Source organism: Propionivibrio pelophilus DSM 12018 (assembly GCF_059569095.1).
This window is the reverse complement of record NZ_JCANUT010000096.1, coordinates 1-5,866: the sequence shown is the minus strand read 5'-3', so window position 1 is coordinate 5,866 and position 5,866 is coordinate 1. Positions and strand designations below refer to the sequence as shown.

The following is a 5,866-nucleotide window of genomic DNA, read 5'->3' as shown; positions in this document are numbered from 1 at the left end:
GCGGGCACCGCCCCCACAATGCGTTGTCGAATCCAGACTTCCTGCACCATCGACAGTTTTCGGCACGCGCCGGGGGGACGTCCACGCAGCCTTTCTGTCAGGGAACCCTCGCCGGCGGTCTGTGCCTTTCGCAACCACGCCTGAACCGTCCGGACATGAACTCCTGCCACCTTCGCCAGTTCAACGCCACTCAGGCCCGACTGCTTCCGCAGTCGAAGCACCATCTTCCGCAGCGTATCTCGCCCCTCATAACCCAGCTTGCGCGCATCAATCTTTTCCATGCGGAAATCATACCGCAAACAGCCTATTTAAGGGCCGGGTTAATAATTTCATGGATACACAAATAAATGTCGCTATTCAGTGGTTATGCGATTTTTTACACTGACCTCGTCCTGTGATCGAACAATGACTCGAACGAGCGACGGGCCCCGCTGAAACAATGCGACGGGGTCTGGTACAAAAACACAGACGAGGGTTTTGCGCAAGAGCCACGACCGGGTCGAAGAATCCTGCAGCGCGGCTCACGCAGACAAGTGCAGCAACAAGAATTGGGGGACAGACATGGCACCAACACTCACTCCGGACTTCCGTATCGCTTGCGGCACTTCACATTCTGGCCGCAGAAGCGCACGTTTGCCGATGCCTGCCCCGTCTTCGCACCGTTCTTCCTCTGACACACCAACGATTTTTTCCCCGCAGTAGAAGCAGATAGAGCAGCAACTCAACACTCAAGGAGGGTATTCATGAAGAAGCTTTTGATCGCCGTCACCATCGGACTGACCTTTGCCGCCGCCGGCTCGGCTTCCGCCGAGCAGGTTCTGCGGCTTTCACACAATGCCGCGCCGGGCAACCCGAAAGCCGTCGGTTCGCTGAAGTTCGCCGAACTCGTCGGCCAGAAGACCAACGGCCGCATCAAGGTCGAAGTCGGCGGCAGCGCGCAATACGGTGACGACGTCGAGTCGCTGACCAACATGCGTCTCGGTTCCCTGGCTTTCGCCGCGGGCTCGCAGGGCACCACCTCCGGCGTCGTGCCGGAATTCAACGTCCTCGGCCTGCCCTTCCTCTTCCGCGACCTGCCGCACGCCTACAAGGTCGTCGATGGCCCGATCAGCCAGAAGCTCAATGAACTGGCCCAGAAGAAGGGTCTGGTCCTTCTGGCCCTCTGGGACAACGGCATCCGCCACACCAGCAACAGCAAGCGCCCGATCACCAAGCCGGAAGACCTGGCCGGACTCAAGCTGCGCACGCCGCCGGACTCGATGACCATCGACATCTTCACCGCACTCGGCGCCAACCCGACGCCGCTGGCCTTCTCCGAGCTGTACATCGCCCTGCAACAAGGCGTGGTGGACGGCCAGGAAAACCCGCTGATGAACATCTACTCGTCGAAGCTGCACGAGGTGCAGAAGTACATCTCGTTCACCGGCCACAAGTACGAAACGACACCGCTCCTCGCCAGCAAGAAGGTCTGGGACAAGATCTCGAAGGAAGATCAGAAGGCCATCCTGGAAGCCGCGGCCGAAGCCGGCAAACTCAACCGCCAGATGTCGCTTGATTCGGACAAGGATCTGCGCAAGAAACTGGCCGACGCCGGCATCCAGTTCAACGACGTCGACCAGGCACCGTTCGTCGCCAAGACCAAGCCCGTCTACGACAAGTGGTCCAAGCAGTTCCCGGACCTCGTCAAGCTGATCGTTTCCGAAGCTGCCAAGTAAGTAATGGGTTCGACAGTTCAACAGACTGCCACCTACCCTCAGGATACGGACATGAAAAAACAGGGCGCATCGATTGCTTCATTGATTGACAAGGCGATTGTCTCGATTTCGGTGACTGTCGCACTGGCTGCACTCGTTTCCATGTTCGTATCCCTGATCGCCGAAGTCATCGTCCGCTACCTGACCAACCAGGGGCTGGGCTGGCCGACCGAGCTGCCCAACCTGCTGTTCCCCTGGCTGGTCATGAGCGGTGTGGTGCTCGCTGCCCAGCGCGGGCAGCACATCGCGGTGACGGCGATCCTGGGGTTCCTTGGCAACACCGCCACCCGCGGGCTCCTGGTCCTGCTGCAAGTGCTTGTCGCCACGACGTTCTTCTACCTGGCCTACGTCGGTCAAGGGTTGCTCGAGATTGTCGGCAGCGAGGAGTATCCGGTGACCGGCGTGTCCGCCTACTGGGCGTACCTGGCGATGGTCGTCGGATTCGTTGCGGTCGGCATCACCGCGATAACGACTATCTGGCACCTGCTGCTGGCGAAAGACCCGCACAGCGTTCGCGCGCACGTTTCGGAAGAGGACGTATGACCTTACTGATGATGGCAATTTTTGGCGTGCTGCTGGTTCTGGCGCTACCCGTCGGGTATGCGCTGACCATCAGCTCGGGCGTCGCGGCGATCACTCTGGGCAATATGCCCGCCGAGGCGGCAATCGTGAAAATCTTCCAGCCGACGCAGAGCTTCCCGCTGCTGGCCATCCCGTTCTTCGTCCTTTCGGGGAACCTGATGATGGGTGGCATCCTCGGCTCGAAGCTGATCAATTTCGCTACCTCGCTCGTCGGCCGCTTTCCTGGCGGTCTCGCTCAGGTCACCGTCGTTGGATCAACGATCTTCGGCGGTGTTTCAGGGTCGGCGGTGGCCGAAGCCTCGGCTCTCGGCTCGATGCTCATCCCGTGGCAGAAGCGCGAAGGCTACCCTCCGGCCTTCGGCGCGGCGACCACGGCCGCGTCTTCGGTCATCGCCGGACTGATTCCGCCTTCGATTCCGCTGATCCTCTACGCGGCGGTTTCGAACGAATCGATCGCCTCGCTGTTTCTCGCCGGAATCGTTCCAGGGATTTTGCTCTGCGGCGGCTTCATGCTGATCTGCTACTTCAGCGGACGCCTGCGCAATTTCCCGCGACTGGCCCAGAACGTCACCTTCCGCGACATCATGCAGGCGACCGTCTCGGCCCTGCCGGCACTGGCGATGCCTGCCTTCATCGTCATCCTGCTGCGTGCCGGCATCGCCACGCCGACCGAGGTGAGCGTCATCGCCGTGGCCTACGGCATCGTCGTCAGTTCGCTGATCTACCATGACCTGTCGATGAAGCGCATCTACGACGCGCTGGTCCATACGGCGATCACCACCGGGGTCGTCATGCTGGTCATCGCCGCATCGAACCTGGTCGGCTACGTGCTTACCGTGGAAGCAGTGCCGAACGCCGTGGCGAACTGGGCGCTCGACGTGCTCAAGACGCCGACCCTGATCATCCTGATGATGAACCTGATCATGCTGGTGGTCGGCATGTTCCTCGACCTGCCGGCGGCGATCCTGCTGCTCGGCCCGACCTTCATCGCCATCGGCAAGGCGATCGGTCTCGACCCGATCCAGCTCGGCATCATGATGGCGGTCAACCTGAGTATCGGTCTTTTCTCGCCCCCGGTCGGCACCACGCTGTTCGTCTCCGCGGCCATTTCCCGCGAGCCGGTCGGCGCCATCGTCCGCGAACTCTGGCCCTACTACGCCGTCGCCTTCTCGGTACTGGCGGCCATCTCCTACTTCCCGCAATTCACCCTGTACTAACGGGGAGCGAACTCCCCGCCTGACCCGGCGAACACCACGGTGTTTGCCCGGGCTGGCCGGAGCTCGCACCCAGACAATGACTTTGGCATAACAACGGAGCTAGATATCATGAAGAAAATCGCCTTTGCCGGACTCGGATCGATGGGATTGCCGATGGCAAAGAATCTCGTCAGCAAAGGGTTCAACGTCCAGGGCTGCGACACCAACCCGAAGGCGCTCGAATCCTTCTGCGCGGCTGGTGGTACGGCCGCCACAACGGCCGCGGAGGCAGCGACCGGCGCCGACATCCTGTTGCTGATGGTGGTCAATGCAGCGCAGGCGGAAGCCGTGCTGTTCGGTGCCGGAGCGCTCGACGCGCTTCCCGCCAACGCCATCGTCTGCCTGATGGCCACCTGCCCGCCGGGATCGGTGGAAAAGATCGCCGAACGAGTCGAGGCCGCCGGCAAGCGCTTCGTCGATGCGCCGGTTTCCGGCGGCACCGCCGGCGCGACCGCCGGATCGCTGACGATCATGGCCGCAACCGCCAAGCCAGTCTTCGACGAGATCAAGCCGGTGTTCGACGGCATGGGCCAACGGATTTTCCACGTCGGCGACAAGGCAGGTCAGGGCGCGACCTTCAAGGCCGTCAACCAGCTCCTGTGCGGCGTCCATATCGCCGTCGTCGCCGAGGCCTTCGCACTGGCCGCGAAGGTCGGTGTCAACCTCGACATCCTCCTGGAAATCATGGGCGGCTCGGCGGCGTCGAGCTGGATGCTCAAGGACCGCGGACCACGGATGCTGCAGGCCGACCCGGAAGTCAGCAGCGCGGTCGACATCTTCGTCAAGGATCTCGGCATCGTCCTGGATACCGGCCGCGAAAAGAAAGCGGCCCTGCCGATCGCCGCCGTCGCGCACCAGATGTTCCTGGCCGCCTCCGGCCGCGGCGAAGGACTGGCCGACGACAGCCAGGTCATCCGCAGCTACTACGCAGTCAACGGCACCCCTCAGCCTGCCTGATTCTCCGCCCTCCCCCCCATCGATACGCCGCGCCCAGTGCGCGGCGTATCTTTTTCTGCTCCTCCGAACTGTTCGAATTCCGCACTGGACTGCGCTGCTGCCATCGGGCAGCATTGCCCGGTGAGTCGATCGGAGGACCATCCCAATGACGGAAAAGGAAAAGATGCTCGCCGGCGAGGACTACGACCCCGCCGACAAGGAGTTGAAGAAATTGCGTCTGCGCGCACGGATTCTCACGCAGAGACTGAACGAGACGAGCGAAAAGAAACCACGAAAGCGCCTGAAACTGCTCCGCAAGCTGCTCGGCACCAGCGGGAAGAAAATCACGATCCAGCCTCCGTTCCATTGCGATTACGGATCGAATATCCATCTCGGCAAGAATTTCTACGCCAATTTTGGCTGCGTCATTCTCGACGTTGCGGAAGTACGACTGGGCGACAACTGCATGCTCGGGCCGCAGGTCGGCATTTACACGGCCACCCACCCGCTCGACCCGAAACAACGGAACAGCGGCAAGGAATCCGCCCAGCCGATCACGATTGGCAACAACTGCTGGATCAGTGGTCATGCAACGATCAACCCCGGCGTCACGCTCGGCGACAACGTCGTGGTCGCCTCCGGCGCCGTCGTCACGAAAAGCTTTGGCGACAACGTGGTTATTGCCGGCGTTCCCGCGCGCGTAATCAAAACCATCACACCGTAGGCTGACTCGCGTCAAATCGCCACGTGCGGCAACTCACTCTGCCGGCGGGTCGAAAACCGTAAACCATAAAAAAACCTTCCGTCGAGCACGACGGCTCCGGCGGAAGGTGGAGAATTCCGACGCGCGGGGTTAACGCGCCGGACCGTTGCTGCTCTTGCTTACCGTTTCCTGCTGACCAGCCGCGCCGTCTTCTCGGCGATCTTTGGCGCGGAGAGCCCGAACTTGTCGAGCGTCTTCAGGTAGGCGCCGCTCTCGGCGAAGGTGTCTTCCAGACCGATCAGTTCGGTCGGCACCGGGGCGTTCTGCAGAGCCCACACCGCCGCTTCGTAGCCAAAGCCATTACGCCTCTGGTGGTTCTCGGCAACGACCAGCGCGCCGGTCTTCTTCAGCGATTCGCCCAGCGTCGCCTGGTCCCAAGGCTTCAGCGAGTAGAAGTCGATGACTTCGGCGTCGATCCCTTGCTTCGCCAGTTCGTCGGCGGCGATCAGGGACTGGAAAACCATGTCGCCGTAGGTGGCGATGGTGACGTCCTTGCCCTTGCGCACAATCTTGGAGCCGCCGAGCTTGAACGTTTCGTTCGGCCCGTACAGTTCGTGCATGGGGTCGCGCATGAG

General features: G+C 61.6%; 7 protein-coding genes. 5 read left to right on the top strand and 2 right to left on the bottom strand.

Going from position 1 to position 5,866, the window contains the following annotated elements; all coding sequences use genetic code 11:
* A partial coding sequence (locus tag BO74_RS20365) for a helix-turn-helix domain-containing protein (protein ID WP_496445112.1) occupies positions 1–281 on the bottom strand: 281 nt, incomplete at its 3' end.
* Between the two features lie 462 nt (positions 282–743).
* On the opposite strand from BO74_RS20365, the gene BO74_RS20360 reads away from it, so the two are divergent.
* The 5 genes from BO74_RS20360 (at position 744) to BO74_RS20340 (ending at position 5,252) form a co-directional block, all read left to right on the top strand.
* Positions 744–1,715, top strand: a complete 972-nt coding sequence (locus BO74_RS20360) for a TRAP transporter substrate-binding protein (protein WP_496445110.1) — start codon at positions 744–746, stop codon at positions 1,713–1,715.
* Positions 1,716–1,766: 51 nt separating this feature from the next.
* Complete coding sequence (locus BO74_RS20355) at positions 1,767–2,297, top strand: TRAP transporter small permease (protein WP_496445108.1); 531 nt, start codon at positions 1,767–1,769, stop codon at positions 2,295–2,297.
* Positions 2,294–3,553 (top strand): TRAP transporter large permease, encoded by a 1,260-nt coding sequence (locus BO74_RS20350; RefSeq protein WP_496445106.1) that lies wholly within the window; start codon positions 2,294–2,296, stop codon positions 3,551–3,553. The genes BO74_RS20355 and BO74_RS20350 overlap by 4 nt, the downstream gene beginning before the upstream one ends.
* A gap of 108 nt (positions 3,554–3,661) precedes the next feature.
* A complete protein-coding gene (locus tag BO74_RS20345) occupies positions 3,662–4,549 on the top strand; it encodes an NAD(P)-dependent oxidoreductase (protein ID WP_496445104.1) in 888 nt (295 codons plus the stop codon).
* 145 nt (positions 4,550–4,694) lie between these two features.
* On the top strand, positions 4,695–5,252 hold the full coding sequence (locus BO74_RS20340; protein ID WP_496445102.1) for a sugar O-acetyltransferase: 558 nt from the start codon (positions 4,695–4,697) through the stop codon (positions 5,250–5,252).
* A 158-nt stretch (positions 5,253–5,410) separates the two neighbouring features.
* Here BO74_RS20340 and BO74_RS20335 read toward each other — a convergent pair.
* The coding region (locus BO74_RS20335) for a transketolase C-terminal domain-containing protein (RefSeq protein ID WP_496445100.1) at positions 5,411–5,866 on the bottom strand (456 nt) is incomplete at its 5' end.